Origin of the sequence: Pseudomonas sp. 8AS (assembly GCF_902506505.1) — a bacterium.
In the GTDB taxonomy this organism is placed as follows: Bacteria; Pseudomonadota; Gammaproteobacteria; order Pseudomonadales; family Pseudomonadaceae; genus Aquipseudomonas.
The window spans coordinates 91391-118269 of record NZ_LR733406.1 but is presented as its reverse complement, the minus strand read 5'-3'; the positions used below and the strand labels follow the sequence as shown (position 1 = coordinate 118269).

Here is a 26879-nt window from a genome sequence, read left to right as displayed (position 1 = left end):
CGCGCATTCTAGCCGCAGGGTGCGCCGCGCGCACCGCCGGGCTTGTCGGTGCGCATGGCGCACCCTGCGACAGCGGGAACGATCAGCGCACTCAGCCCGGGTCGCGGTGGTTGGGGTAGAGGTCGCTGGCCACGCTGACGCGGGTCGACTGGCGGGTGGCGATATCGATGCCTTCCGTGGCCACCTCGGCGAGGAAGTCGATCTGTTCGGGGGTGATCACGTACGGCGGCAGGAAGTACACCACGCTGCCCAGCGGGCGCAGCAGGGCGCCGCGCTCCAGCGCGTGCTGGTAGACCTGCAGGCCGCGGCGCTCCTGCCAGGGATAGGCGGTCTTGCTGGCCTTGTCCTGGACCATCTCGATGGCCAGGGCCATGCCGGTCTGGCGTACCTCGGCCACATGCGGATGCTCGGCCAGGTGCGCAGTGGCGCTGGCCATGCGCGCGGCCAGCGCCTTGTTGGCCTCGATGACATTGTCGTCACGGAAGATATCCAGGGTCGCCAGGGCGGCGGCGCAGGCCAGCGGGTTGCCGGTGTAGGTGTGCGAGTGGAGGAAGGCGCGCAGGGTGGCGTAGTCGTCGTAGAAGGCGGCGTAGACGTCATCGGTGGTGAGCACCGCGGCCATCGGCAGGTAGCCGCCGGTCAACGCCTTGGACAGCACCAGGAAGTCCGGGGTGATGCCGGCCTGCTCGCAGGCGAACAGGGTCCCGGTGCGGCCGAAGCCGACGGCGATCTCGTCGTGGATCAGGTGCACGCCATAACGGTCGCAGGCCTCGCGCAGCAGGGTGAGGTAGATCGGGTGGTACATGCGCATGCCGCCGGCGCCCTGGATCAGCGGCTCGACGATGACCGCCGCGACTTCGTGGGCGTGTTCGGCCAGGGTCTGCTCCATGGCGGCGAACATGTTGCGTGAATGCTCCTCCCAGCCCATGCCTGCGGGGCGCAGGTAGCAGTCCGGGCTGGGCACCTTGATGGTGTCGAGCAGCAGTGCCTTGTAGGTGTCGGTGAACAGCGCCACGTCGCCCACCGACATGGCCGCCACCGTTTCGCCGTGGTAGCTGTTGGTCAGGGTGACGAAGCGCTTCTTGCCGGGCTGGCCGTGGTTGATCCAGTAGTGGTGGCTCATCTTCAGCGCCACCTCGATGCCGGAGGAGCCGTTGTCGGCGTAGAACACCTTGTTCAGCCCGGCCGGGGTGATCTGCACCAGGCGCTCGGACAGCTCCACCACCGGGGCGTGGGTGAAGCCGGCCAGCATCACGTGCTCCAGGCTGTCCAGCTGCTCGCGGATGCGCTGGTTGATCCGTGGATTGCCGTGGCCGAACACGTTGACCCACCAGGAGCTGACCGCATCCAGGTAGCGCTTGCCGTCGAAGTCCTCCAGCCACACGCCGTCGCCGCGCTTGATCGGGATCAGCGGCAGGCGCTCGTGGTCCTTCATCTGGGTACAGGGGTGCCAGAGCACGGCCAGGTCGCGCTGCATCCACTCGGCGTTCAGGCTCATCGCGGGGTCTCCTCATTCGGGGGCGCCAGCCTAGCAGATTGCCGATGGGTTCTGCCCGCCCGCCGACGGATACGTCTGGCCCGCTGCCAGGCCCTGGCGTATCCTGCGCGCCGTCGTTTTTTGCCCAGGGATTTACCGTATGTCCGCAGTCTGGTTGCGCGCTTGTGCGCTCATGGTTTTGGCCCTCTGCAGCAGCCTGGTGCTGGGCAAGGACAAGCAGCCCACGGTCATCGTGGTCGGTGGCGGCCTGGCCGGCCTGACCGCTGCCCTTGAGCTGCAGGACAAGGGCTGGCAGGTCACCCTGCTGGAGGCCAAGCCGAGTGTCGGCGGGCGCTCCGGGCTGGCCAACAGCGAGTGGCTCGGCTCGGCCAAGGTGCAGCCGGCGGTGCATGCCTACCTGCAACGCTTCAAGTTGAAGGCGCAGGCGGCGCCGGACTACGTGCGCAGCCCGGGCTACCTGATCGACGGCCACTACCAGTCCGCCGCCGAGCTGGCCAAGAGCTCGCCGAGCACCAGCGAGGCCCTGGCGCGTTTCGACAAGAGCCTGGATGACCTGGCCGCCTCCATCGAAGACCCGCTCAATCCGCTGGCCAACCACACCCTGAAGAGCCTGGACGCGATGACCACCGCGCGCTGGCTGGACAAGCTGGCCCTGCCGCCCACCGCGCGCGCCCTGGTCGACCAGCGCATCCGCTCGCGCTACGACGAACCGTCGCGCCTGTCGCTGCTCTACCTGGCCCAGCAGGCGCGGGTCTACCGTGGCCTGCCGGACAGCGAGCTGCGCGCCGCCCGTCTGCCCGGTGGCAGCCAGGTGCTGGCCCTGGCCCTGGCCAAGCAGCTCAAGCTGGTGAAGACCAATGCGCGGGTCTCGGCCATCGTCCAGGAGCAGGACAAGGTCACCGTCAAGGTCGGCGCCACCGGCTACAGCGCCGACTACGTGGTGCTCGCCGTGCCGCTGCCGGCGCTGAACAAAATCAGCCTGACGCCGTCGCTCGATGCCCTGCAACGCAAGGCGCTGCAGGACATCAACTACGGCTGGCGCGACCAGATGCTGCTCAAGTTCAAGAAGCCGGTATGGGGCAAGGCGCGCCTGTCCGGCGAGATCTTCAGCGACAAGGGCCTGGGCATGCTGTGGGTCGAGCCGGCGCTGAAGGGTGGGGCCAACCTGCTGATCAACCTGTCCGGCGACAACGCCCGCCTGCTCAATGCCTTCGGCGACCGGCAGATGGTCGACCAGGTGCTGATCCGCTTCGACCAGCGCTACCCCGGCGCCCGCGAGCAGTTCACCGGCTACGAGGTGCGCCGCTATGGCAAGGACCTGCTGGCCGGCGGCGCCTACCTGGCCTACGGGCCGGGCGAGATCAGCCAGTACTGGCGCCTGTGGGAGAAACCGCTGGGCCGTGTGCTGTTCGCCGGCGAGCACAGCGACGCGCTGTATCCGGGCACCCTCGAAGGCGCCCTGCGCAGCGGCCAGCGTGCCGCCAGCCAGGCCCAGGACCTGCAGGCGGGCAAGGCCGTGGTGATCGCCCAGCCCGCGGCCAAGAGCAGCCCGGCGGCCAAGGCCGCCGGCCCGGGCGAGAAGGCCGCCAAGCCCGGCTTCTTCGCTCGCCTGTTCAGCTGGTAAGCCCCGGCGGCGAGCCCGCCCGGGTTCACCGCGCCCCTGCGCACGGATGCGGCGCGGCTCGCGCTATCCGGCGAACTATCTGTTTACTCGATATTTCGAAGCGAAATTTTCCGCTTTAAATCGATGGATTTGCCGCTAGGCTAGCCCCACCGATTTTCATGGAAGTCTCGCAATGCAGTGGCGCAACTCGAGTTCCCGTTACGGCCTGGTCAGCATGCTGCTGCACTGGGTCGTCGCCCTGGCGGTGTTCGGCCTGTTCGGCCTGGGCCTGTGGATGGTCGACCTGGACTACTACAGCGGCTGGTACCGTACCGCACCGGACCTGCACAAGAGCATCGGCCTTGTGCTCTTCGCCCTGATGCTGCTGCGCGTGCTGTGGCGCTTTATCAGCCCGCCACCGCCGGCCCCGGCCAGTCACGGCGCGCTGACCCGCGTCGGCTCCAGGCTCGGTCATCTGTTGCTGTACCTCGGCCTGTTCGCCCTGATGCTCTCCGGCTACCTGATCTCCACCGCCGACGGGCGCGGCATCGGCGTGTTCGGCCTGTTCGAGGTGCCCGCCAGCCTGACCAGCATTCCCGACCAGGCCGACGTGGCCGGCCTGGTCCACCAATACCTCGCCTGGGCCCTGGTGATCTTCGCCGGCCTGCACGCCCTGGCGGCCCTCAAGCACCACTTCATCGACCGTGATGCGACGCTGACGCGCATGCTCGGTCGTGCCAGCAAGTAACCCCCACAAGGAGACTGAACAATGCTCAAGCAATCCCTCGCCGCCCTGACCCTGGGCGCCGCCCTGTTCGCCGGCCAGGCCATGGCCGCCGACTACGCCATCGACAAGCAGGGCCAGCACGCCTTCATCAACTTCAAGATCAGCCACCTGGGCTACAGCTGGCTGTACGGCACCTTCAAGGACTTCGACGGCAGCTTCAGCTTCGACGCCAAGGCGCCGGAAGCCAGCAAGGTCAACGTCAGCATCAACACCGCCAGCGTCGACTCCAACCACGCCGAGCGCGACAAGCACCTGCGCAGTGGCGATTTCCTCAACGTCGAGAAGAACCCCACCGCGACCTTCGCCTCCACCGCGGTCAAATCGACCGGCGAAGGCACGGCCGACATCACCGGCAACCTGACCCTCAACGGCGTGACCAAGCCGGTGGTGATCAAGGCCAAGTTCCTCGGCGAAGGCAGCGACCCCTGGGGCGGCTACCGTGCCGGCTTCGAAGGCAGCACCAGGCTCAAGCTGAAGGATTTCGACATCCAGAAGGACCTCGGCCCGGCCTCCCAGGAAGTCGAGCTGATCATCTCGGTGGAAGGCGTGCGCGAGTAATTCGACGCGACATTCTGCAGAAACGAAAAAGCCGGCGCTAAGCCGGCTTTTTCATGGGCGGGTGAAACGCATCAGAGCCTGTTTGGGATCTTTTGAGCTAGAGCCAGGCAAGGCGCAACGACCAACGGGAGTAACAGCCGCAGGCTGGCCCGAAGGGTAAGCGCCAGCGTATCAATTGGGCGAGGGCGCGGAGTTTACGAGCTGTAAATGAGCAGCCCGAGCCCAATTTCAACGCAGCATGGTCGACGATCAAGAGATCCGAGACAGGTTCTTATTCCTGCTCGGACTTGCGCGTCAGCAATGCCGGCTTCTCGCCGCGCGGACGGCTGGCAGACAGGCTGTCCAGCTGTTCCGGCGTCGGCAGGCGCTCACCCTTGCGGATGATCAGCGGCTGCTTGGGCGCGCGGCTGTCCTGCACGGCCGGTTCCTGGCGTTCGCGCATGACATCGTCACGGCGACCGCCGCCATTGTCGCGACCTTGGCCGCCACGACCCTGGCCCTGACCTTGCGGCCGCTGGCCGGACTTCGGCTTGCCGCTGCCCTGGCCGCCACCCTGGCGTTGGCCCTGACCTTGCGGTTTGCCCTGGCCGCGACCCTGCGCGGGTTGGCCCGGCTGGCCACCGCGACGCGGGTTGCCGCGCCCTTGCGGTTTGGCCGGCACGGGTACGTAGTCCGCGCGGTTGCCAAAGTTGTCGAACTCGTCGTCGAGGAACTCTTCCGGGTCACGCTCCGGCGGCGGGGTCAGCGGCTGCGGGCGGGCCGCACGCGGTTCGCGTGGCTCACGGGGGGCGCGCGGCTCACGCGGTTCGCGGGCCTGGCGTGGCGGCTGTTCGCTGCCGGCAGCCTGGCCTTGCGGCTTGTCCTTGGCCTTGCCGCCGCGGCGGTTGCGCGAGCGCTTTTCCTTGTCGGCGGCTGAGCCTTCGCCTTCCGGCTTCTTCGCCTCGTGGCGCGGGCGGTCGGCGCGTGGCTGGCGCTCGGGGCGCGGGCCGCGGACTTCCGGCTTCTCCACTTCGACGCTGGCCGGATCGAAGCCCAGGGTGTTGCCGTCGGGGATGCGCTGCTTGGTCATGCGCTCGATGCCCTTGAGCAGCTTCTCCTCGTCCGGCGCCACCAGCGAGATCGCCTCGCCGCTACGCCCGGCACGGCCGGTACGGCCGATGCGGTGTACGTAGTCTTCCTCGACGTTGGGCAGCTCGAAGTTGACCACGTGCGGCAGCTGGTCGATATCCAGGCCGCGGGCGGCGATGTCGGTGGCCACCAGGATGCGTACCTGATTGGCCTTGAAGTCGGCCAGGGCCTTGGTGCGGGCATTCTGGCTCTTGTTACCGTGGATCGCCACGGCCGGCAGGCCATGCTTGTCGAGGTACTCGGCCAGGCGGTTGGCGCCGTGCTTGGTGCGGGTGAACACCAGCACCTGTTCCCAGGCGCCCTGGGTGATCAGGTGGGCGAGCAGGGCGCGCTTGTGGCTGGCCGGCAGGCGGAACACGCGCTGCTCGATGCGCTCCACCGTGGTGTTCGGCGGGGTGACTTCGATGCGCTCGGGGTTGTGCAGCAGCTTGCCGGCCAGGTCGGTGATGTCCTTGGAGAAGGTCGCCGAGAACAGCAGGTTCTGCCGCTGCGCCGGCAGCTTGGCCAGCACCTTCTTCACGTCATGGATGAAGCCCATGTCGAGCATGCGGTCGGCTTCGTCGAGCACGAGGATTTCCACGTGGGACAGGTCGATGGCCTTCTGGTTGGCCAGGTCGAGCAGGCGACCGGGGCAGGCGACCAGGACGTCGACGCCCTTGGCCAGGGCCTGCACCTGCGGGTTCATGCCAACGCCGCCGAAGATGCAGGCGCTGACGAAATGCAAATCGCGGGCATACAGCTTGAAGCTGTCGTGCACCTGGGCGGCCAGTTCGCGGGTGGGGGTCAGGACCAGCACGCGCGGTTGTTTCGGGCCGTGGCGTTGTTCGCGGTCCGGGTGACCGTTGGGGAACAGGCGCTCGAGGATCGGCAGGGCGAAGCCGCCGGTTTTACCCGTACCCGTCTGAGCCGCCACCATCAGGTCGCGACCTTGCAACGCGGCGGGAATGGCCCGCTGTTGCACCGGAGTGGGTTGGGTGTAGCCGGCGGCTTCGACCGCACGGACTAAAGCCTCGGAGAGACCGAGGGAGGCAAAGGACATGTGAAATCCTGTCTAGTGAGGGCGAAGCCCTATGGGGGTGTATTGCCTGGCTTGAATCACGGCACTGGGGCGCGCAATCCCGTCCGGTACTGCTGGCCTCGGGGGCAAGCATCCGGGCGCAAGCCTGGCGGGAGCCCGGAGTATAACAGAGCGGCAGGCTTGCGCAGCTAGCTGCCCGTCGCTTGCTTCAGGGGCGTTGCCAGGCCCCGGCAAGCGCCGCGTCGGCCGGTTCGGCATAACGTGCCTGCAGCTCGGCATAGGCGGCTTCCAGCTTGAAGCGGCGCAGTTCCCTGGCGAAGGCGCTGGCCAGTGGCTGCAGCTCGGGGTCGCGGCGCAGGGCCAGGTACAGGCGGTCGTGGCCCAGGGCGCGAGTGTTGTAGCCGATCCGCTGGTCGAGGCCGAGTCGGGCGGCGAGGAACAGGCCGGCACGGCGGTCGTTGACCACCAAGTCGACCCGGTTGCGCACCAGCTTGCCCAAGTTGGCCTCGTGACTGGGTGCCTCCTCGCGGGTGAACAGCCGGGAGCGGCGGAACTCGGCATCGTTGTACCAGTAGCCGGGCGAGGTGCCGACCAGCAGGTCGCGCAGGTCTTCCAGTCGACGGTAGGGGTAGGGCCGGTTGTGGGCGAAGAACAGCACGAACTCGACTTGCGACAGCGGCTCCTCGACGAACAGCATCTGCTGTTCGCGCTCGGCCAGGCGGAAGATGTCGAGGATGGCGTCGGCCTGGCCCTGCTCCAGGGCCAGCAGGCAGCGCTTCCAGGGCAGGAACTGCCACTGCACTTCGACGTCCAGGCGGCGCAGTACTTCGGCGGCGATCTCGTAGTCGAGCCCGGCCGGCTGGCCGTTGTCTTCGTAGACGTAAGGCGCCCAGCTCTCGGTGACCACGCGCAGCGGCTCGGCCCGGGCCGCGAGGGCGAGGCAGCCGAGCAGAAATATGGCGATTATCTGGCGCTGGAATAATGACATTAAGCCAGAGTAATCAGATTTGCCCTGCTTGAAAAGTGACCGGCAGGTCGATCGGCTGGCCGGGCAGGCAAGAAAAAGCCGGGTCATGACCCGGCTCGTTCAATGCGGCACAACCGTCAGCGGGGCAGCTTCAGGTTGTTCCAGATCGCCAGGCTCGGCTCGGCCTGGTTCAGGGTGTAGAAGTGCAACCCCGGGGCGCCGCCCTGCAGCAGGCGTTCGCACATCTCGGTCACTACCTGCTCGCCGAAGGCCTGGATGCTCTCCAGGTCGTCGCCGTAGGCTTCCAGCTGCTTGCGGATCCAGCGCGGGATTTCCGCGCCGCAGGCGTCGGAGAAGCGCGCCAGCTTGCTGTAGTTGGTGATCGGCATGATGCCCGGCACGATCGGCAGCTCCACGCCCAGCTTGCGCACGCGTTCGACGAAATAGAAGTAACAGTCGGCGCTGAAGAAGTACTGGGTGATGGCGCTGTTGGCACCGGCCCGGCACTTGCGCACGAAGTTCTGCAGGTCGTCCTCGAAGCTGCGTGCCTGCGGGTGGACTTCCGGGTAGGCGGCCACTTCGATATGGAAGTGGTCGCCGGTTTCGCTGCGGATGAACTCGACCAGTTCGTTGGCGTAGCGCAGCTCGCCGCTGGCCATGCCCATGCCCGACGGCAGGTCGCCGCGCAGGGCGACGATGCGCTTGATCCCGGAGTTCTTGTACTGGCTGAGCAGGCTGCGCAGTTCGTCCTTGCTGTCACCGACGCAGGACAGGTGCGGTGCGGTCGGCACGCCGACTTCGCCGTCCAGTTGCAGCACGGTGTTGAGCGTGCGGTCGCGGGTCGAGCCCCCGGCACCGTAGGTGCAGGAGAAGAAATCGGGGTTGTAGGTCGCCAGCTGACGGGCCACGTTCAGCAGCTTTTCATGCCCGGCTTCGGTCTTGGTGGGGAAGAACTCGAAGCTGTAACGGCGTTCTTGAGACATAAGAAAATCCCGTAGGGTGGGTTAGCCGAAGGCGTAACCCACCGTGGCTCTTGATGGGTTACGCCGCTGCGCGGCTAACCCATCCTACGCATCAGTAGCGGTAGGCGTCCGGCTTGAACGGGCCTTCCTGGGTGACGCCGATGTACTCGGCCTGCTGCTTGGTCAGCTGGGTGACCACGCCGCCGAAGCCGCGGACCATTTCCAGGGCCACTTCCTCGTCGAGTTTCTTCGGCAGCACTTCCACGGTCAGGCGCTCGGCTTTCTGCGCGGCCGGCAGGTCGGCGAACTTCTGGCCGAACAAGAAGATCTGCGCCAGCACCTGGTTGGCGAAGGAGCCGTCCATGATCCGGCTCGGGTGGCCGGTGGCGTTGCCCAGGTTGACCAGGCGGCCTTCGGCCAGCAGGATCAGGTAGTCCTCGTTGCGCGGGTCGAAGGTGCTGGCGCCGGTGCGGTGGATCTTGTGCACCTGCGGCTTGACCTCTTCCCAGGCCCAGGTCTTGCGCATGAAGGCGGTGTCGATCTCGTTGTCGAAGTGGCCGATGTTGCACACCACGGCGCGCTTCTTCAGGGCCTTGAGCATGTTGGCATCACAGACGTTGACGTTGCCGGTGGTGGTGACGATCAGGTCGATCTTGCCCAGCAGGGCCTTGTCGATGCTGGCTTCGCTGCCATCGTTGAGACCGTTGAGGTAGGGCGATACCACCTCGAAGCCGTCCATGCAGGCCTGCATGGCGCAGATCGGGTCGATCTCGGAAACCTTGACGATCATGCCTTCCTGACGCAGCGACTGCGCCGAGCCCTTGCCCACGTCGCCGTAGCCGATCACCAGGGCCTGCTTGCCCGACAGCAGGTGGTCGACGCCGCGCTTGATGGCGTCGTTGAGGCTGTGACGGCAGCCGTACTTGTTGTCGTTCTTGCTCTTGGTCACCGAGTCGTTGACGTTGATCGCCGGGACTTTCAGGGTGCCGGCCTTGAGCATGTCGAGCAGGCGGTGCACGCCGGTGGTGGTTTCCTCGGTGATGCCGTGGATCTTCTCCAGCATGGCCGGGTAGCGCTCGTGGATGATCTGGGTCAGGTCGCCGCCGTCGTCCAGAATCATGTTGGCGTCCCACGGCTGGCCATCCTTGAGGATGGTCTGCTCGATGCACCACTCATATTCTTCCTCGGTCTCGCCCTTCCAGGCGTAGACCGGGATGCCGGCGGCGGCGATGGCGGCGGCGGCCTGATCCTGGGTGGAGAAGATGTTGCAGGACGACCAGCGCACTTCGGCGCCGAGGGCGATCAGGGTCTCGATCAGCACGCCGGTCTGGATGGTCATGTGGATGCAGCCGATGATCTTCGCGCCCTTGAGCGGCTGTTCGCCGGCGTACTTGCGGCGCAGACCCATCAGGGCCGGCATTTCCGACTCGGCGATGATCAGTTCTTTGCGGCCCCAGTCGGCCAGGGAAATATCGGCGACCTTGAAATCGTTAAAAGTGGCGCTCATGCAATAGCACTCCATTCGTTGTCTGCGAATGGGCGCCGTTGATGCGTATGGTTAACGCCCCATCCGAGCCTGACAGGCGCAAGCCTGATTCGAATCCGCCACGGTGCCAGGCTGGAATGCCGGGCTTGGGGGTCAAAACAGATTTGCAGCCTGCTGCAGCGCCCCTCGGATGGGTGGCGGGAGCGACCGGACTGCGCCGGCCGCGTGAAGCGGGGGGATTATAGCCAGGCAAGCGGGCAAGCCCAAGGCTTTCCGTCGCGTGCCCGGGGTACGCAGGCGACCTGCGGCAATCATCCCACTTGGCCGCAGGCCGGTGGGTGGCGATACTGGCGGCCCTTTTCCCAGCCTGTCCGCGCGCCCCATGAAAGCCCAAAGCCTGTTGTTGCTCTGTGTCTGTGCCCTGCTCGTCGCCTGCGGCGGCGTCGACCCCAATTCGCCCCAGGGCCAGCGCCAGACCCTGTTCAAGCAGATGCTGAAGACCAGCGAAGACCTCGGCGGCATGCTGCGCGGGCGCCTGCCGTTCAACGAGCAGCGCTTCGCCCAGGGCGCGCAGCAGCTCGATGAGCTGTCGCGCAAGCCCTGGCAGCATTTCCCGCAGCTGGCCGAAAGCGAGCGCAGCAGCGCCAAGCCCGAGGTCTGGCAGGAGCAGGCGCGCTTCCAGCAGCTGGCCCGTGAGCTGGAGGCGGCCACCGCGACCCTGCGCACGGCCAGCACCCAGAAGCCGCTGGCGGCAGCGGCCATGGCGCCGCTGGTGCAGCGCGTGGAAGACAGCTGCGAGGCATGCCACAAGGCGTTTCGCGCGTACTGACGCCCGCAGTGCGCTTTGCTGGTCGGACGTAGGCCTAGAAGCCGGCCACCCCGGCCGCGTGCAGGCGCTGACGCAGGGCCTGCACGTCCGGGTGGCGGAAGAACGCCACCAGCTGTGCGGCCCGCTGCGGGCCGATGCCGTTGAAGGCATCCCAGGCCTGGGCATCGCGTGCGGCCAGCGTGTCCCAGTCGGTACCCAGCGCTGCCGCGCCGCTGGCCGGCAGGCCGAGGGCCTTGAGCCACTGGGCGAAGGGGCGCCGGCGGGCGCTGGCGAAACTCTGCTGCAGGGTGCGCGCGCGGGTGGCGGCGAAGCCCGGCGTGCGCGCCAGCTCGGCTTCTTCGAGATCGAGCCAGGCGAGCAGGTTGGGCAGCTTTCCCGCCTGTTGCAGCTTGGCCCAGGTTCCCGGCCCGACACCCGCCAGCTGCAGCCCCTGCTTGCCGCCGAGCCAGGCCAGGCGCGCGCTGAACTGGCTGGTGCAGCCTGTGCTCGGCCGCCAGCAGCTCAGGGCGTGATAGGCGGCGGGATCGGGGCCGGCCAGTGCCGGGCGTTCGGCGCTGCGCCAGACCACGCCGTCCAGGCGCGGGATGGTCAGGCCGGCCAGGCTGATCGCCACCTGGTCGCCGGGGCGGATATCCAGCGCCTGCCAGCGCTGCAGCGAACCCAGGCTGACCCGCTGGATGCTGCGCTGTTCCAGGCGCACCGGCTGCAACTGCAGCACCGGGGTGATGCGCCCGCTGCGGCCGATCTGGAAGTGCACGCCGCGCACCTGGGCCAGGGCCTGGCTGAGCGGGTACTTCCAAGCCGCCGCCCACTGCGGCGGTTCGGCGGCCCAGCTGCTGGCGGGCGGGCGTGAGCCCTGGCGCAGCACCACACCGTCGCTGGCGAACGGCAGCGGGCTGCGGTACCAGTGCTCGCGCCAGTGGCGGGCCTGGGCCAGGTCGGTGATGGCCAGGGTCAGTTCGGCGCTGTCGGCGAAACCGAGGGCGCGCAGGCCCCGCTGGCGCTCGTCCATGCTGCTCGGGCCATTGGCCCAGTCCCAGACGAACAGGCCGATCCGCGCGGCGCTGTCGGCATCCAGCCGGCTGCGCTGCAGCGCCCCGGCCACCTGGCTGCGCGCCGTGCCGCTGCCGTCCCGGGCCTGCACATGGCCGGGCAGGCGCCAGTACAGCTCGCCCTGCAGGATCAGCTCGTCGTTACGCGGCAGCTGCTGCGGGATGGCGGCGACCAGCCGGGCCTGGGTCGTCCAGTCCTGGCCGCGCTGCCCGTCGCCGCGGCTGATGGCCTGCAGCAGGCGGCCGTCGCGGTAATGCAGGGTCACGGCCACGCCGTCGACCTTGGGCTGGATCCAAAGTCCACGGCGGCCGTGCAGCCACTGCTGCACGGCCTGCTCGTCGCGCAGCTTGTGCAGGCCGGTGTGGGCGATGGGATGTGCTTGTGTGCCGGGCGGCCCGAGGTCGGCGGGCGCCGCGCTCGGTGCCTGCGGGGCGAAGCACTGCTGCCAGTCCTGCAGACGTTCGCGGGCCTGGTCATACAGCTCGTCGCTGATCGGCGAGCGGCCCTGTTGGTGGTAGGCCTGGTCCCAGCCCTTGAGCTGATGCTGCAAGGTGGTCAGCTCGGCGCCGGCACGGCTGGCGGACCAGTCGGGACAGGGGGCGGCGAGCAGCGGGCAGGCGAGGCAATAGAGGGATAGCGCGATCCAGCGTGGCATCTTGAGCATCCTTGCTCGGTACTTGAACCGGCAAGCCTAGTTCAAGTCGATGCCTTTGCCTGCGGGTGCACCAGCCGGGCGGCTGGTGCAGGGGGGATCAGCCGGCCGGCTGCTGCTGGGTGATGCAGTGGATATTGCCGCCGCCGAGAAGGATCTCGCGGCCCGGCACCATCACTACGCGGTGCTCGGGGAACAGGCACTGCAGGATGGCGCGGGCTTCCTCGTCCTTGGGGTCGTCGAAGCTCGGCGCGATGATGCCGCCGTTGACGATCAGGAAGTTGACGTAGGAACCGGCCAGGCGCACTTGCGGGCTGCGTTCCTGGCTGCCGGCGACCAGGTCGACGCCGGCGCACTCTTGCGCCGTGGCATGCAGCGGGCCGGGAATCGGCATCTTGTGCACGACGAACGCGCGCCCCTTGGCATCCCGGGCGTTTTCCAGCACGCGCATGGCGGCCTGGCAGCGCGGGTAGTTGGGGTCGCCTGCGTCGTCGGTCCAGGCCAGCAGCACTTCGCCGGGGCGCACGTAGCAGCAGAAGTTGTCGACGTGGCCGTCGGTCTCGTCGTTGTACAGGCCGTCCGGCAGCCAGATCACGGTGTCGATGGCCAGGTGCTCGCGCAGCATGTCCTCGATCTGCTCGCGATCCAGGTGCGGGTTGCGGTTGCGGTTGAGCAGGCATTCCTCGGTGGTGATCAGGGTGCCTTCGCCGTCGACATGGATCGAGCCGCCTTCCAGGACGAAGCCTTCGGTGCGGTAGCGATCGCAGCGCTCAATCTCGAGGATCTTGCTGGCCACCTGATCGTCGCGCTGCCAGGGCGCATAGAGGCCGCCGTCGAAGCCGCCCCAGGCGTTGAAGCCCCAGTCCACGCCGCGCACGCCGCCCTGGTCGTTGATCACGAAGGTCGGCCCGGTGTCGCGCACCCAGGCATCATCCGTGCTGATTTCCACCAGGCGGATATTGCCGTGGTCGAGGCGCGCGCGGGCGTTCTCGTACTGGCCGGCGGAAACGCAGACGGTCACCGGTTCGAATTCGGCGATGGCGCGGGCCACTGCGGCGAAGGCGGCCTGCGCCGGCTTGCCGCCGAGGCGCCAGTTGTCCGGGCGCTCGGGCCAGACCATCCAGGCCTGGCTCTGGGTTTCCCACTCGGCCGGCATGCGGAAGCCGTCGGCGCGTGGGGTGCTGGTGAGAGTGGTCATCGGATCTACCTATGTATGGGCTGTTGCCGGAGCCAGCTGGCTGGCTCCGGCCGGGGATGTCAGGACTCGAGGCTGCCGTCGAGGGTCTTGAGCGGGCCGTACAGGTTCGGCCGGCGGTCGCGGAAGCTGCCCCAGGCGCTGCGGATGTGTTCCAGCTGGTCCAGGTCGAAGCGGTGCACCAGGATGCCTTCCTCGGTCTCGTTCAGCTCCTCGACCTTCTTGCCGAACTGGTCGGCGATGAAGGAGGAGCCGTAGAAGTTGATGTGGTAACCGTCCTGGTCTTCGCGACCGATACGGTTGGACGCTACCAGCGGCATCAGGTTGGCGCCAGCGTGACCTTGTTGCACGCGCTGCCAGTGGTCGCGCGAGCTGATGCTCGGGTCGTGCGGCTCGCTGCCGATGGCGGTCGGGTAGAACAGGATCTCCGCGCCGAGCAGGGCCATGCTGCGCGCGGCCTCGGGGAACCACTGGTCCCAGCAGATGCCCACGCCGATCTTGGCGTAGCGGGTGTTCCACACCTTGAAGCCGGTGTCGCCCGGGTTGAAGTAGTACTTCTCATGGTAGCCGGGGCCGTCCGGAATGTGGCTTTTCCGATAAATGCCGAGGTTGCTGCCGTCGGCGTCGATGATCGCGATGCTGTTGAAGCGGGCGCGCCCGGCGCGCTCGTAGAAGCTGATCGGCAGCACCACCTGCAGCTCCCTGGCGACTTTCTGGAAGTGCGCGATGGCCGGGTTTTCCTCGGTCGCGGTGGCCAGCTGCAGGTAGTCCGGGTTGGGCTTCTGGCAGAAGTACGGGGTCTCGAACAGCTCCTGGATCAGGATGATCTGCGCGCCTTCGGCGGCAGCCTGACGGACCAGTTTCTCGGCATTGGCGATATTCGCGGCGCTGTCCCAGGAACAGGCCATCTGGGTGGCGGCGACGGTAACGATACGCGACATGGAACACCTCGTAGCAGCGTTTGAGGAGCATCTGCAGCCTGCAGAACCCCGTGACTGTGCCGTGGCGGTGCGGTGCCACCCGGCAGCGGATGGTCATTTTATATCCGATAAAAATCGGCTTAGGAAGCTATTTTTAGTCTTGGATAGCGAATTTAATCGATTTATATCGAATTAAATCCGGATTTATGACTAGGCAGGGCCAGGCCGAGGCGCGCTGCTCGGGGTTCGGCTGCTGCTGGGGTGTGGTGGGCGGTTGCGCCTCAGCCGAGCGGCTGGCGGCGCTTGGGCAGGGCGGGCGGCAGGTAGAGGCCGAGGTAGGCATCGAACACGCGCATGCCTTCCTCGGCCAGGCGCGGGGTGATCGCGCCGTGCAGCTGCATCGAGCGGGCATAGACGCGGTCGCCCAGTTCCATGGCCAGGGCGAACACGTCGATGTCCTCCGGCAGTTGCGGCAGGGGGAAATGCCGCTCGAACAGGGCCTGCATCAGGCGGCCCAGCTCCAGGTCGTGCTGGCGGTCGGCCTGCAGCACTTCGGCCAGGCCGTGCTGGGCGAGGATCAGCTGGCGCGCGGCATTGTCGCGGGCGTAGATGACCAGCATGCGCTCTTCGACGATGCGCGACAGGTCGCGCCAGTCGCGTAGCGCGGCATGCTCCACCGGCTGCAGCAGGCAGGCGCGGAAGGCGCCGTGGATGTCGGCGGTCAGCGCTTCGAGCAGGGCCGGTACGCTGGCGAAGAAGTGGTAGACGGAGGACGGCGGGATGCCGGCGCGTTCGGCCACGCTGTAGATCGACAGGCCGCTGAAGCCCTGTTCGCCGAGCAGGGCGCGCGCGGCGTCGAGGATCAGGGCGATGCGCGCCTGGCTGCTGGCGCGGGGTTTGCGGGGGCTGGCGGTACGGGTCATGCCGGACTCCTGTCCATCGGAGGCGCTATTGGACGCCAGAGCGACAGGGGAGGCAAGCCGCCAGTGGTGCAACCGGGGCACAGCGCCCCGGTCGGTCGCCTGGCTACTGCGGCGCGGGTGCTGCCGCGCCATCACGGAAGCGGCTCCACACCTCGTCGCGGCTGGCCTTGAGCTTGTCCGGCAGCGGCATGAGGGCGAACAGGCGGCGCTTGGTGTCGCGGTCCGGATACAGCCCCGGCTGGTCGCGCAGCGTCGGATCGAGGAACTCGCGGGCATCGGCGTTGGCGCTCGGGTAGAGGGTTTCCTCGGTGATCTTCGCCGCCACCTTGGGTTGCATCAGGTAGTCGATGAACCGGTGTGCCAAGTCGGCGCGGCGGGCGCTGGTGGGGATCACCAGGTTGTCGATGAACAGCGAGGAGCCTTCCTGCGGCACTACGAACTGCACCGCCTGGCCGGCCTCGCTGGCCGCCAGGGCATCGCCGACCCAGGCCAGGGCGACGCACAGCTTGCCCTGGTTGAGATCGGCGATGTAGCGCTCGCTGTCGACGTAGCGCAGGTTCGGGCGCAGGCCGTCGAGCACCGCGCCGGCCTTGCGGATGCGCCCCGGCGAGCTGTTGTTGAGGCTGCGTCCCTGGTAGTTGAGCAGGCTGTAGAGCAGCTCGTCCGGGGCGTCCAGCACGCTCATGCCGCAGCCTGCCAGGCGCTGGCTCTGCGCGGGGTCGAACAGCAGGCTCCAGCTGTGCGGCAGCGGCCCGCCATAGGCGGCCTCGGCCAGCGGCGTGTTGATCGCCAGGCCGACGGCGCCCCACAGGTAGGGCACGGCGTGGCGGTTGTTGGGGTCGACGGCGGCCAGTTTGTTGAGCAGCTGCTTGTCGAGGTGCTGGCGATTGGGCAGGCGGCTGAAGTCCAGCGGCTGCAGCTTGCCGGCGCGGATCAGCGCCGGCAGCTCGTCGTGGGAGGGCACGGCGACGTCGATGGCGGTGTCGCTGGCCAGGGCCTGGTCGAGTTCGTCGTCGGTGCTGAAGGTGCGGTATTCGACTTCGATGCCGGTGTCCTTGGTGAAGTCGGCCAGCACCTGGGGGGCGATGTAGTCGTTCCAGTTGTAGACCCGGATGCTCTCGGCGGCGGCCGCCAGTCCCGGGGTCAGTGCCAGCAGTAACGGAGCAAGAACGCGAAACATGACAACCTCCTTGGTGTGATGTAGGCAATGCAACGGCAAAGCTTCGCCAAGCCGTGCAGCGGGGCTGACGGCGGGGCGGGAAAGGCGGGCAGCGGATAAGGCGACGCCGGCTCGGGAGCCGGCGTCGGGGTGGTGCTTATACGGTGTGCAGGTACCAGTTGTACTCGAGGTCGGAGATGGTGGTCTCGAACTCCTCGAGCTCGGCTTCCTTGCACGCGACGAAGATGTCGATGTAGTCCGGGCTGATGTACTGGTTCAGCACTTCGCTGTCGTCCAGCTCGCGCAGGGCGTCGCGCAGGTTGTTCGGCAGGCTCTGTTCCAGCTGTTCGTAGGAGTTGCCTTCGATCGGCTCGCCCGGTTCCAGCTTGTTGGTCAGGCCGTGGTGAATGCCGGCGAGGATCGCGGCCATCATCAGGTACGGGTTGGCGTCGGCACCGGCCACGCGGTGCTCGATGCGTACCGAGTCCGGGCTGCCGTTGGGCACGCGCACGGCCACGGTGCGGTTGTCGATGCCCCAGCTCGGCGCGTTGGGCACGTAGAACTGGGCGCCGAAGCGGCGGTAGGAGTTGACGTTGGGGCAGAGGAAGGCCATCGACGCGGGCATGGTTTCCAGGACGCCGCCGATCGCATGACGCAGAGCGTCGTTCTCCATGGGGTCATCGGCGGTGAAGATGTTCTTGCCGGTGGTCTTGTCGAGCAGCGAAATGTGCACGTGCAGGCCGTTGCCCGCCTGGCCCGGGTAGGGCTTGGCCATGAAGGTGGTGTCCATCTCATGGTCGTAGGCGATGTTCTTGATCAGGCGCTTGAGCAGCAGGGCGTAGTCGCAGGCCTTGATCGCGTCGTCGACGTGATGCAGGTTGACCTCGAACTGCGCCGGGGCGCTTTCCTTGACGATGGCGTCGGCCGGGATGCCTTGCTCCTTGGCCGCTTCCAGCATGTCCTGCAGGCAGTCGACGTATTCGTCGAGATCGTCGATCAGGTACACCTGGGTGGAGATCGGGCGCTTGCCGGACAGCGGCGAGCGCGGCGGCTGCGGGCGGCCGTTCACGTTCTCCTGGTCGATCAGGTAGAACTCCAGCTCGAAGGCGGCACAGATGGTCAGGTTCATCTCGTCGAACTTGGCCACCACCTGGCGCAGCACTTCGCGCGGGTCGGCGAAGAAGGGTTGGCCGTCCAGCTCGTGCATGGTCATCAGCAGCTGCGCGGTGGGGCGCTTCTGCCAGGGCTCGTTGCACAGGGTATTGGGGATCGGGAAACAGATGCGGTCGGCATCGCCGATGTCCAGGCCGAGGCCGGTGCTCTCTACCGTGGAACCGTTGATGTCGAGGGCAAACAGGGATGCGGGCAGGTTGATGCCCTTTTCGTACACTTTATGCAGGCTGTTGCGGTCGATGCGCTTGCCGCGCACCACGCCGTTCATGTCTGCAATAAGAAGGTCGACGAACAGGACCTCAGGATGTTCCTTAAGGAACGCGTTCGCTTCGTTGAGCTGAACGGCACGCAGGGGTACCGACATGATGCAACACCTTTTTTGTTAAAAATTTCAATCATGCAATTGCACAAGTATGAGTCAATCTTAAACACCCTGTGCTGTCAATAGCCGCCAATTTTGCCCTGAAATGGGGCTTGATGGCCAGTTTTGGGGCGTTTCAGGGCATCGCAGGCCCCTGCAACGCCTTGCCTGGCGCAGCGCTCAGCGGGCTGTGTTCAATTTTTTACAGGGCTATTGTGTAAAAAATCGAACAAGGCTAATCTCGGCCTCAACCTAATAACAGCAATAAAACAGGTGTTCCATGTCGCGCCTGCCGTTGATCGGCGTAACCGCCTGCACCAAGCAGGTAGGCCTGCATCTCAATCACATCGCCGGGGACAAATATGTCCGTGCGGTGGCGATCGGTGCCGGTGGCCTGCCGCTGGTGATCCCGTCGCTGGGCGAACTGATCGATCAGCCGACTCTTCTAGCCAGTCTAGACGGCCTGCTGTTCACCGGCTCGCCGTCGAATATCGAACCTCATCATTATAGTGGCCCGGCCAGTGCGCCCGGTACGCCGCACGATCCCGAGCGTGACCAGACCACCCTGCCGCTGATGCGTCAGGCGGTGGCGGCCGGCATCCCGGTGCTCGGCATCTGCCGCGGCTTCCAGGAAATGAACGTGGCCTTCGGCGGCACCCTGCACCAGAAGGTGCACGAGGTGGCCGGCATGCTGGACCACCGCGAGCCGGCCGATGAGCCGGTCGAAGTGCAATACGCTCCCCGCCACCCGCTGCGGGTGCAGCCGGGTGGCCTGCTCGCCGGCCTCGGCTTGCCGGACGAGATTCAAGTCAATTCCATTCATGGCCAGGGCGTTCAGCGTCTGGCGCCGGGCCTTCGCGTAGAAGCACTGGCGCCTGACGGGTTGATCGAAGCCTTCTCCGTCGAAGGTGCGCCAAGCTTCGCGCTCGGGGTGCAATTCCACCCGGAGTGGCAGGTGCGATCCAACCCGAATTATCTCGCCATCTTCCAGGCCTTTGGTGAGGCTTGCAGGAAGAGGGCGGGGCAACGCTGAGTAGGTGAGGCAACCGGCGGGCGGAACTGGGAGGTTTCGCCAGGCTGTACCGGTCCGCAGAAGCCGCTCTGAAACCCTGAGGTCTTTATGACTAGCAAGCTCGACCAGCTCACCAGCTGGCTGAAAGAACGCAAAATCACCGAAGTTGAATGTCTGATCAGCGATCTCACCGGCATTGCCCGTGGCAAGATTTCGCCGACCAACAAGTTCCTCGACGAGAAGGGCATGCGCCTCCCCGAGAGTGTGCTGCTGCAGACCGTGACCGGCGACTACGTCGAGGACGACATCTATTACGAGCTGCTCGACGAGGCCGACATCGACATGTTCTGCCGCCCCGACGAGAACGCCGTGTTCCTCGTGCCCTGGGCCATCGAGCCGACCGCGATGGTGATCCACGACACCTTCGACAAGCAGGGCAACCCGATCGAGCTGTCGCCGCGCAACATCCTCAAGAACGTGCTCAAGCTCTACGCCGCCAAGGGCTGGAAGCCGATCGTCGCGCCGGAGATGGAGTTCTACCTGACCAAGCGCAACAGCGACCCGGACTTCCCGCTGGAGGCGCCGATGGGCCGCTCCGGGCGCCCGGAAGTCGGTCGTCAGTCGTTCTCCATCGATGCGGCCAACGAATTCGACCCGCTGTTCGAGGACGTCTACGACTGGTGCGAGCTGCAGGAGCTGGACCTCGACACGCTGATCCACGAAGACGGCCCGGCGCAGATGGAAATCAACTTCCGTCACGGCGACGCCCTGCACCTGGCCGACCAGATCACCGTGTTCAAGCGCACCATGCGCGAGGCCGCGCTCAAGCATGACGTGGCGGCCACCTTCATGGCCAAGCCGATCACCGACCAGCCGGGCAGCGCCATGCACATTCACCAGAGCGTGGTGGACGTGGAAACCGGCAACAACCTGTTTTCCAACGAAGACGGCAGCATGAGCGAGCTGTTCATGCACCACATCGGTGGCCTGCAGAAGTACATCCCCGAGCTGTTGCCGCTGTTCGCGCCGAACGTCAACTCGTTCCGCCGCTTCCTGCCGGACACCTCGGCGCCGGTGAACGTCGAGTGGGGTGAGGAGAATCGCACCGTGGGCCTGCGCGTGCCGGAAGCCGGGCCGCAGAACCGCCGCGTGGAAAATCGCCTGGCCGGAGCCGATGCCAACCCCTACCTGGTGCTGGCCGCCTCCCTGCTGTGTGGCTACATCGGCATGCTCGAAGGCATCAAGCCGAGCGCGCCGGTCAAGGGGCGTGGCTACGAGCGCCGCAACCTGGCCCTGCCGGTGACCATCGAAAGCGCCCTGGAGCGCATGGAAGCCTGCAAGGACGCCGAGAAATACCTGGGCGAGAAGTTCGTCCGCGGCTATGTCGCGGTCAAGCGCGCCGAACATGAAAACTACAAGCGGGTGATCAGCTCCTGGGAACGCGAGTTCCTGCTGCTCTCCGTCTGATGGGGGTGGGTGCCGGCGTGCAATCCGCCGGCACCTCACCGATTGCGTTATCTGAGGTGAAGTATGACTAAGCAAGCGAACAACCCGAAAACCCGCGAGTGGCAGGCCATGAGCCGTGAGCACCACCTCGCGCCGTTCAGCGATTACCAGCAGCTGCACGAGAAGGGCCCGCGCATCATTACCAAGGCCGACGGCGTCTACCTGTGGGACAGCGAAGGCAACAAGGTGCTCGACGGCATGGCCGGCCTGTGGTGCGTGGCGGTCGGCTACGGCCGCGAGGAACTGGTCGAGGCCGCCGCGGCGCAGATGCGCGAGCTGCCGTTCTACAACACCTTCTTCATGACCGCCCATCCACCGGTACTGGAGCTGGCCAAGGCCATCGCCGAGATCGCCCCGCAAGGCATGAACCACGTGTTCTTCACCGGCTCCGGCTCGGAAGGCAACGACACCATGCTGCGCATGGTTCGCCACTACTGGGCGTGCAAGGGCCAGCCGAACAAGAAGGTGATCATCAGCCGCCTCAACGGCTACCACGGCTCCACCGTGGCCGGCGCCAGCCTGGGCGGCATGAAGTACATGCATGAGCAGGGCGACCTGCCGATCCCGGGCATCGTGCACATCCCGCAGCCGTACTGGTTCGGCGAAGGCGGCGATATGAGCCCTGAAGAGTTCGGCGTGTGGGCCGCCGACCAGCTGGAGAAGAAGATCCTCGAAGTCGGCGAAGAGAATGTCGCCGCCTTCATCGCCGAGCCGATCCAGGGTGCCGGTGGCGTGATCATCCCGCCAGACAGCTACTGGCCGCGCATCCGCGAGATCCTCGCCAAGTACGACATCCTGTTCGTCGCCGACGAAGTGATCTGCGGTTTCGGCCGTACCGGTGAGTGGTTCGGTAGCGACTACTACGGCAACCAGCCGGACCTGATGACCATCGCCAAGGGCCTGACCTCCGGCTACGTGCCGATGGGTGGCCTGATCGTCAGCGACAAGGTGTTCGAAGTGATCAATGCCGGTGGCGATTTCAACCACGGCTTCACCTATTCCGGGCACCCGGTGGCGGCCGCCGTCGGCCTGGCCAACATCCGTCTGCTGCGCGAAGAAAAGATCATCGAGCGGGTCAAGGCGGAAACGGCACCATATTTGCAGCAACGTCTTCGTGAGCTGGCGGATCATCCGCTGGTGGGCGAAGTCCGCGGGGTGGGCATGCTCGGCGCCATCGAACTGGCGAAGAACAAAGAGACCCGCGAGCGTTTCCCGAGCGAGCTGGGCGTGGGCATGATCTGCCGCGGCCACTGTTTCGACAACGGGCTGATCATGCGCGCCGTGGGCGACACCATGATCATCGCGCCGCCACTGGTTATCAGCAAAGCCGAGATCGACGAGCTGATCGAAAAGGCCCGCAAGTGCCTCGACCTCACTGCCCGCGCAGTATTGGTCTAGAGCTTGAGAGACGCGCCAGACCTTGCCAGACTGCAGGGTGCGTTGGCCAGGCTCACCGGAGGGTGCGTCGCTCAGGCGACGCAGCTTTCGGATACTTCAAACGACAATGGAGCTAACCCGCATGATCAAGACCTTCGGTAAAACTCTGCTGGCCATGACCCTGGCCGGCGCTGTAGCTGGCGTGGCTCAGGCCGACGACAAGGTGCTGCACGTATACAACTGGTCGGACTACATCGCCCCGGATACCGTCGAGAAGTTCACCAAGGAGACCGGCATCAAGGTCGTCTACGACGTATTCGACAGCAACGAAACGCTGGAAGCCAAGCTGCTGGCCGGCAAGTCGGGTTACGACATCGTGGTGCCGTCCAACAACTTCCTGGCCAAGCAGATCAAGGCCGGCGTCTACCAGCCGCTGGACAAGTCCAAGCTGCCGAACTGGAAGAACCTCGACGGCAATCTGCTGAAAACCCTGGAAGTCAGCGACCCGGGCAACCAGTACGCCTTCCCCTACATGTGGGGCTCCATCGGCATCGGCTACAACGCCGAGAAGGTCAAGGCCGTGCTGGGCGCCGACGCGCCGGTTAACTCCTGGGACCTGCTGTTCAAGCCGGAGAACATCGAGAAGCTGAAAGGCTGCGGCGTGTCCTTCCTCGATTCGCCGACCGAGATTCTGCCGATCGCCCTGCACTACCTGGGCCACAGCCCGGTCAGCCAGGACCCGAAGGAACTCAAGGAAGCCGAGGCGCTGTTCCTCAAGATCCGTCCGCACGTGACCTACTTCCACAGCTCCAAGTACATCTCCGACCTGGCCAACGGCAACCTGTGCGTGGCAGTCGGCTACTCGGGTGACATCTACCAGGCCAAGTCCCGTGCCGAAGAGGCCAAGGCCGGCGTAGCCGTTTCCTACAACATTCCGAAAGAAGGTGCCGGTACCTTCTTCGACATGATCGCCATGCCGAAGGATGCCGCCAATCCGGAAGCCGCCTATGCCTTCATGAACTTCCTGATGAAACCGGAAGTGATGGCCGAGATCACCAACTTCGTGCAGTTCCCCAACGGCAACGCCGCGGCCACTGCGCTGGTTGACGAGGCGATCCGCAACGACCCGGGCATCTACCCGAGCGCGGAAACCATGGCCAAGCTGTATGCCTTCCCGGATCTGCCGGCGAAAGTGCAGCGGAGCATGACCCGCAGCTGGACCACCATCAAGTCCGGTAAGTAACCGACAACAGCGACACCCTCCGGCGGGTGTTCCCGCCGGGGACCCGCCTGGAGGCTCATGTGCCATTTCCGTCTACCGTTACACACGAGCCCCCACACAGCTCCGTGCGCGGGCGGCTGGGCGATTGGTCTGAAGTTCCGGGTCGGTAGGACGAGTTATCAAGCCCCTGGTCGTGTGCAGCGACCTGTAATAGCAACAATAAAGAGGACTGACGTGTGCGAAATTCCTTCCGCAACACCCTGATCACAGCAGCGGTTACCCTGGGCATCGCCGGCGCCGCCCAGGCGGCCCCGACCGTGCACATCTACAACTGGAGCGACTACATCGGCGAAACCACCCTGGCCGACTTCGAAAAGGCCCAGGGCATCAAGCCGGTCTACGACGTGTTCGACTCCAACGAGACCCTGGAAGGCAAACTGCTGGCGGGCCGCTCCGGCTACGACGTGGTGGTGCCGTCCAACCATTTCCTCGGCAAGCAGATCAAGGCCGGTGCCTTCCAGAAGCTGGACCGCGCCCTGCTGCCCAACTGGCAGAACCTCGACCCGGCGCTGCTCAAGCAGCTCGACGTGAACGACCCGGGCAACCAGTACGCCGTGCCTTACCTGTGGGGCACCAACGGCATCGGCTACAACGTCGAGAAGATCAAGGCCGTGCTCGGTGTCGACAGCATCGACTCCTGGGCCACCGTCTTCGACCCGGCCAACATGCAGAAGCTCAGCGCCTGCGGCGTGGCCTTCCTCGACTCCGGTGACGAGATGATCCCGGCGGCGCTCAACTACCTGGGCCTGCCGCCCAACAGCACCAATCCGGACGACTACCAGAAGGCCGAGCAGACGCTGATGGCCGTGCGTCCCTACGTGACCTACTTCCACAGCTCCAAGTACATCGGCGACCTGGCCAATGGCGACATCTGCTTGGCCGTCGGCTTCTCCGGCGACATCCTGCAGGCCGCCGACCGCGCCGACGAGGCCGGCAAGGGCGTGCAGATCGCCTACGCCATTCCCAAGGAAGGCGCCAACCTGTGGTTCGACATGCTGGCCATCCCGGCCGACGCGAAGAACGTCAAGGAAGCCCACGCCTTCATCAACTACCTGCTCGACCCGGCGGTGATCGCCCAGGTCAGCGACTATGTTGGCTATGCCAACCCGAACCCCAAGGCCGGGGCTCTGATGGACCAGGACGTGCGCAACGATGAGTCCGTATACCCCCCCCAGGCGGTACTGGATAATTTGTTCATCTCGGCTGAATTGCCACCGAAAGTACAACGCCTGATGACCCGTAGCTGGACCAAGGTCAAGTCGGGTAAGTGAGTCTTTGCCCGGTCCTGATGACCGGGCCCTAAATGTTCCGGGAGTTTTGCAAAATGGCCGTTGCCTCCAGCGCCTACAAGAAAGCCCTTGAGGGCAACCAGCAACCCAAAGAGGTGCTGGTGAAAATCGATCGCGTGACCAAGAAGTTCGACGAAACCATTGCCGTCGAGGATGTCTCGCTGACCATCAACAAGGGTGAGATCTTCGCCTTGCTCGGCGGCTCCGGCTCCGGCAAGTCGACCCTGCTGCGCATGCTCGCCGGCTTCGAGCGTCCCACTTCCGGGCGCATCCTGCTGGATGGCGTGGACATCACCGACATGCCGCCCTACGAGCGGCCGATCAACATGATGTTCCAGTCCTACGCGCTGTTCCCGCACATGACCGTGGCGCAGAACATCGCCTTCGGCCTGCAGCAGGACAAGCTGCCCAAGGCCGAGATCGACGAGCGCGTGGCCGAGATGCTCAAGCTGGTGCACATGACCCAGTACGCCCGGCGCAAGCCGCACCAGCTGTCCGGTGGCCAGCGTCAGCGCGTGGCCCTGGCCCGCTCCCTGGCCAAGCGTCCCAAGCTGCTGCTGCTCGACGAACCCATGGGCGCGCTGGACAAGAAGCTGCGCTCGCAGATGCAGCTGGAACTGGTGGAAATCATCGAGCGGGTCGGCGTGACCTGCGTGATGGTGACCCACGACCAGGAAGAGGCCATGACCATGGCCCAGCGCATCGCCATCATGCACCTCGGCTGGATCGCCCAGATCGGCAGCCCGGTGGACATCTACGAGACCCCGGCCAGCCGCCTGGTCTGCGAGTTCATCGGCAACGTCAACCTGTTCGACGGGGTGATCACCACCGACGAAGCGGACCACGCCATCATCAGCTGCCCGCACCTGGACAGGCCGATCTACATCGGCCACGGCGTCAGCACCCGGGCCGAGACCAAGTCGGTCAGCTACGCCCTGCGTCCGGAAAAACTGCTGATGGCCACTCAGTTGCCGGCCGACCACGAGCACCCCAACTACAACTGGTGCAGTGGCACCGTGCATGACATCGCCTACCTCGGCGGCCACTCGGTGTACCACGTCAAGCTGTCCTCCGGGCAGATCGTGCAGTGCTTCATCGCCAACGCCGAGCGCCGCGGCAAGCGCCCGACCTGGGATGACGCGGTGGTGGTGTACTGGGAAGACGACAGCGGCGTGGTACTGCAAGCATGAAAATCTCTCGACTCAAGCGCTACCTGCCGAGGGGGCGGCATGCCGTGATCGGCGTGCCCTTCCTCTGGCTGTTCATGTTCTTCCTGCTGCCGTTCTTCATCGTCCTGAAGATCAGCTTCGCCGAAGCGGACGTGGCCATTCCTCCGTACACCGAGGTCTGGACCTGGGCCGAGAATCAGCTGTCGCTGGTGCTCAACCTGGGCAACTACATCTTCCTCACCGAGGATGAGCTGTACGTGGCGGCCTACCTGGGCTCGCTGAAAATGGCGACCATCAGCACGCTGCTCTGCCTGCTGATCGGCTACCCGATGGCCTATGCCATTGCCCGCGCCAGCAAGGAAATGCAGACCACCCTGCTGCTGCTGATCATGATGCCGACCTGGACCGCGATCCTGATCCGCGTCTATGCCTGGATGGGCATCCTCAGCAACAACGGCCTGCTCAATGGCTTTCTGCAGATGCTCGGCATCATCGACGAGCCGCTGCAGATCCTCAACACCAACCTGGCGGTGTACATCGGCGTGGTCTATTCGTACCTGCCGTTCATGATCCTGCCGCTCTACGCCAACCTGGTGAAGCACGATCACAGCCTGCTGGAAGCCGCCGCGGACCTCGGTTCGAGCAACTTCAACAGCTTCTGGAAGATCACCGTGCCGCTGTCGAAGAACGGCATCGTCGCCGGCTCCATGCTGGTGTTCATTCCGGTGGTCGGCGAGTTCGTCATCCCCGAGCTGCTTGGCGGCCCGGAGACCCTGATGATCGGCAAGGTGCTGTGGCAGGAATTCTTCAACAACCGCGACTGGCCTGTGGCTTCCGCCCTGGCAGTGGTGATGCTGGCGATCCTGATCGTGCCCATCATTCTGTTCAACCGTAACCAGGCGAAGGAAATGGAGGGCAGAGCATGATGAATTCTCTCTGCACCATGCCCGGGTCTTTCCTGTTCAACTGTAA

21 protein-coding genes, 1 pseudogene and 1 riboswitch are annotated in these 26879 nt (G+C 65.6%); of the genes and pseudogenes, 11 read left to right on the top strand and 11 right to left on the bottom strand.

Going from position 1 to position 26879, the window contains the following annotated elements:
* Window positions 1-91: 91 nt before the first annotated feature.
* Window positions 92-1498, bottom strand: coding sequence for an adenosylmethionine--8-amino-7-oxononanoate transaminase (locus GV001_RS00545; RefSeq protein WP_160077093.1), 1407 nt, complete (start codon window positions 1496-1498; stop codon window positions 92-94).
* A 139-nt stretch (window positions 1499-1637) separates the two neighbouring features.
* Between GV001_RS00545 and GV001_RS00540 the strand changes: the two are divergent.
* The 3 genes and pseudogenes from GV001_RS00540 to GV001_RS00530 form a co-directional block, all read left to right on the top strand.
* Window positions 1638-3113, top strand: a pseudogene (locus GV001_RS00540) (flavin monoamine oxidase family protein); the annotation flags it as partial.
* 181 nt (window positions 3114-3294) lie between these two features.
* A complete protein-coding gene (locus GV001_RS00535; protein ID WP_160077089.1) occupies window positions 3295-3849 on the top strand; it encodes a cytochrome b in 555 nt (184 codons plus the stop codon).
* A 21-nt stretch (window positions 3850-3870) separates the two neighbouring features.
* Entirely contained in the window at window positions 3871-4446 is a 576-nt protein-coding gene (locus GV001_RS00530; RefSeq protein ID WP_160077087.1) for a YceI family protein, read from the top strand.
* Between the two features lie 271 nt (window positions 4447-4717).
* On the opposite strand, the gene GV001_RS00525 is transcribed toward GV001_RS00530, so the two are convergent.
* The 4 genes from GV001_RS00525 to ahcY form a co-directional block, all read right to left on the bottom strand.
* A complete protein-coding gene (locus GV001_RS00525; RefSeq protein WP_160077086.1) occupies window positions 4718-6613 on the bottom strand; it encodes a DEAD/DEAH box helicase in 1896 nt (631 codons plus the stop codon).
* A 187-nt stretch (window positions 6614-6800) separates the two neighbouring features.
* Entirely contained in the window at window positions 6801-7580 is a 780-nt protein-coding gene (locus GV001_RS00520; RefSeq protein ID WP_160077084.1) for an ABC transporter substrate-binding protein, read from the bottom strand.
* Between the two features lie 116 nt (window positions 7581-7696).
* Complete coding sequence (gene metF / locus GV001_RS00515) at window positions 7697-8542, bottom strand: methylenetetrahydrofolate reductase [NAD(P)H] (RefSeq protein ID WP_160077082.1); 846 nt, start codon at window positions 8540-8542, stop codon at window positions 7697-7699.
* Between the two features lie 91 nt (window positions 8543-8633).
* Complete coding sequence (ahcY, locus tag GV001_RS00510) at window positions 8634-10043, bottom strand: adenosylhomocysteinase (RefSeq protein ID WP_178091788.1); 1410 nt, start codon at window positions 10041-10043, stop codon at window positions 8634-8636.
* A gap of 8 nt (window positions 10044-10051) precedes the next feature.
* Window positions 10052-10201: riboswitch (S-adenosyl-L-homocysteine riboswitch) on the bottom strand.
* Between the two features lie 188 nt (window positions 10202-10389).
* Here ahcY and GV001_RS00505 point away from each other — a divergent pair.
* Entirely contained in the window at window positions 10390-10836 is a 447-nt protein-coding gene (locus GV001_RS00505) for a cytochrome c (RefSeq protein ID WP_160077078.1), read from the top strand.
* 34 nt (window positions 10837-10870) lie between these two features.
* Here the strand turns inward: GV001_RS00505 and ligB are convergent, their stop codons facing one another.
* From ligB to GV001_RS00475, 6 genes are all read right to left on the bottom strand, one after another.
* The gene (gene ligB / locus GV001_RS00500) at window positions 10871-12544 is read right to left on the bottom strand and encodes an NAD-dependent DNA ligase LigB (protein WP_160077076.1); all 1674 of its coding nucleotides are present in this window, start codon (window positions 12542-12544) and stop codon (window positions 10871-10873) included.
* Between the two features lie 97 nt (window positions 12545-12641).
* Window positions 12642-13739: an agmatine deiminase gene (gene aguA / locus GV001_RS00495; protein WP_160077074.1), complete on the bottom strand. Its 1098-nt coding sequence runs from the start codon at window positions 13737-13739 to the stop codon at window positions 12642-12644.
* Window positions 13740-13798: 59 nt separating this feature from the next.
* Window positions 13799-14677, bottom strand: a complete 879-nt coding sequence (aguB, locus tag GV001_RS00490) for an N-carbamoylputrescine amidase (protein WP_160077072.1) — start codon at window positions 14675-14677, stop codon at window positions 13799-13801.
* A gap of 260 nt (window positions 14678-14937) precedes the next feature.
* The gene (locus tag GV001_RS00485) at window positions 14938-15579 is read right to left on the bottom strand and encodes a TetR/AcrR family transcriptional regulator (protein WP_160077070.1); all 642 of its coding nucleotides are present in this window, start codon (window positions 15577-15579) and stop codon (window positions 14938-14940) included.
* Between the two features lie 103 nt (window positions 15580-15682).
* Window positions 15683-16759: a polyamine ABC transporter substrate-binding protein gene (locus GV001_RS00480; protein ID WP_160077068.1), complete on the bottom strand. Its 1077-nt coding sequence runs from the start codon at window positions 16757-16759 to the stop codon at window positions 15683-15685.
* 136 nt (window positions 16760-16895) lie between these two features.
* On the bottom strand, window positions 16896-18275 hold the full coding sequence (locus GV001_RS00475) for a glutamine synthetase family protein (protein ID WP_160077066.1): 1380 nt from the start codon (window positions 18273-18275) through the stop codon (window positions 16896-16898).
* Window positions 18276-18552: 277 nt separating this feature from the next.
* Here GV001_RS00475 and GV001_RS00470 point away from each other — a divergent pair, with 277 nt between their 5' ends.
* From GV001_RS00470 to GV001_RS00440, 7 genes are all read left to right on the top strand, one after another.
* Window positions 18553-19305 carry a gamma-glutamyl-gamma-aminobutyrate hydrolase family protein gene (locus GV001_RS00470; RefSeq protein WP_160077064.1) on the top strand — a complete coding sequence of 251 codons (753 nt, stop codon included), beginning with the start codon at window positions 18553-18555 and terminating at the stop codon, window positions 19303-19305.
* A gap of 87 nt (window positions 19306-19392) precedes the next feature.
* Window positions 19393-20751, top strand: a complete 1359-nt coding sequence (locus tag GV001_RS00465) for a glutamine synthetase family protein (RefSeq protein ID WP_160077062.1) — start codon at window positions 19393-19395, stop codon at window positions 20749-20751.
* Window positions 20752-20814: 63 nt separating this feature from the next.
* Window positions 20815-22188: an aspartate aminotransferase family protein gene (locus tag GV001_RS00460; protein WP_160077060.1), complete on the top strand. Its 1374-nt coding sequence runs from the start codon at window positions 20815-20817 to the stop codon at window positions 22186-22188.
* A gap of 121 nt (window positions 22189-22309) precedes the next feature.
* Window positions 22310-23410 (top strand): polyamine ABC transporter substrate-binding protein, encoded by a 1101-nt coding sequence (locus tag GV001_RS00455; protein ID WP_160077058.1) that lies wholly within the window; start codon window positions 22310-22312, stop codon window positions 23408-23410.
* A gap of 215 nt (window positions 23411-23625) precedes the next feature.
* Window positions 23626-24720: a polyamine ABC transporter substrate-binding protein gene (locus GV001_RS00450; RefSeq protein ID WP_160077056.1), complete on the top strand. Its 1095-nt coding sequence runs from the start codon at window positions 23626-23628 to the stop codon at window positions 24718-24720.
* Window positions 24721-24773: 53 nt separating this feature from the next.
* Window positions 24774-25928: a polyamine ABC transporter ATP-binding protein gene (gene potA, locus GV001_RS00445; protein WP_160077054.1), complete on the top strand. Its 1155-nt coding sequence runs from the start codon at window positions 24774-24776 to the stop codon at window positions 25926-25928.
* Between the two features lie 23 nt (window positions 25929-25951).
* A complete protein-coding gene (locus GV001_RS00440; protein ID WP_178091839.1) occupies window positions 25952-26833 on the top strand; it encodes an ABC transporter permease subunit in 882 nt (293 codons plus the stop codon).
* The last annotated feature ends 46 nt before the right edge of the window (window positions 26834-26879 follow it).